The following is a 1,932-nucleotide window of genomic DNA, read 5'->3' on the forward strand; positions in this document are numbered from 1 at the left end:
CCCTCAAAACTAAACAAAGTTTCTTTGTGTGCTTTCCGCTTGGCTTCTCATATCCTTCTCTTAGCATCTCTGCTCTCCAGATACTTTCGCCTTCCTTAGAAAGGAGGTGATCCAGCCGCAGGTTCTCCTACGGCTACCTTGTTACGACTTCACCCTAATCATCTGTCCCGCCTTAGACGGCTGACTCCTTTCGGTTATCCCGCCGGCTTCGGGCGTTACAGACTCTCATGGTGTGACGGGCGGTGTGTACAAGGCCCGGGAACGTATTCACCGCAACGTGCTGATTTGCGATTACTAGCGATTCCAGCTTCATGCAGGCGAGTTGCAGCCTGCAATCCGAACTGAGAACGGCTTTCAGAGATCCGCTTGCCTTCACAGGGTCGCTTCTCGTTGTACCGTCCATTGTAGCACGTGTGTAGCCCAGGTCATAAGGGGCATGATGACTTGACGTCATCCCCACCTTCCTCCGGTTTGTCACCGGCAGTCTCATTAGAGTGCCCAACTTAATGCTGGCAACTAATGACAAGGGTTGCGCTCGTTGCGGGACTTAACCCAACATCTCACGACACGAGCTGACGACAGCCATGCACCACCTGTCTCATAGTCCCCGAAGGGAACATCTAATCTCTTAGACTGGCTATGGATGTCAAGACCTGGTAAGGTTCTTCGCGTTGCTTCGAATTAAACCACATGCTCCACCGCTTGTGCGGGCCCCCGTCAATTCCTTTGAGTTTCAACCTTGCGGTCGTACTCCCCAGGCGGAGTGCTTAATGCGTTAGCTGCAGCACTGAGAGGCGGAAACCTCCCAACACTTAGCACTCATCGTTTACGGCATGGACTACCAGGGTATCTAATCCTGTTCGCTACCCATGCTTTCGAGCCTCAGCGTCAGTAACAGACCAGAGAGCCGCCTTCGCCACCGGTGTTCTTCCATATATCTACGCATTTCACCGCTACACATGGAGTTCCACTCTCCTCTTCTGTACTCAAGCTCGACAGTTTCTGATGCAATTCTCCGGTTGAGCCGAAGGCTTTCACATCAGACTTATCGAGCCGCCTGCACTCGCTTTACGCCCAATAAATCCGGACAACGCTTGCCACCTACGTATTACCGCGGCTGCTGGCACGTAGTTAGCCGTGACTTTCTAATTGATTACCGTCAAACAAAGGTCAGTTACTACCCCTGTCCTTCTTCACCAACAACAGAGCTTTACGAGCCGAAACCCTTCTTCACTCACGCGGCGTTGCTCCATCAGACTTGCGTCCATTGTGGAAGATTCCCTACTGCTGCCTCCCGTAGGAGTTTGGGCCGTGTCTCAGTCCCAATGTGGCCGATCAGTCTCTCAACTCGGCTATGCATCATCGCCTTGGTAGGCCGTTACCCTACCAACTAGCTAATGCACCGCAGGTCCATCCAAGAGTGATAGCAGAACCATCTTTTAAACAGTTGATAGGCATCATCTGTTGTTATCCGGTATTAGCATCTGTTTCCAGGTGTTATCCCGATCTCTTGGGCAGGTTACCCACGTGTTACTCACCCGTCCGCCGCTAGCCTGTATCTTGTTTCACAGAGTGCAAGCACTCCGATCTTCAAGGCAGACTCGCTCGACTTGCATGTATTAGGCACGCCGCCAGCGTTCGTCCTGAGCCAGGATCAAACTCTCAATTTATTTTTAAATTGAACTGTTCTAGCTCATTTTCGATTTGTTTGATTTGTTATCTCAAATTTATTGCTTGCGAAATTGACTTCGCTTTTGTTTGGGGTCTTACCCCCGCACACAATTAGCGAAACTTTGTTCAGTTTTCAAGGTACTACGCACATCTAGTGCTTGTTTAGTTTATCATACTTAGTTCTGTTTGTAAAGAACTTTTTTCTCATAAACCTGCCGCTCACGTCTTATCCGTGACGACATTTAAAAATTATACATGATT

The 1,932-nt window shown here is 49.7% G+C and carries 1 rRNA gene; it reads right to left on the reverse strand.

The features are described from left to right. Positions 1 to 99: 99 nt before the first annotated feature. Positions 100 to 1,670 (reverse strand): 16S ribosomal RNA (locus HMPREF0520_RS01555). Between the last annotated feature and the right edge of the window lie 262 nt (positions 1,671 to 1,932).

Origin of the sequence: Lactobacillus iners DSM 13335, from assembly GCF_000160875.1 — a bacterium.
GTDB classification, from domain to species: Bacteria; Bacillota; Bacilli; order Lactobacillales; family Lactobacillaceae; genus Lactobacillus; species Lactobacillus iners.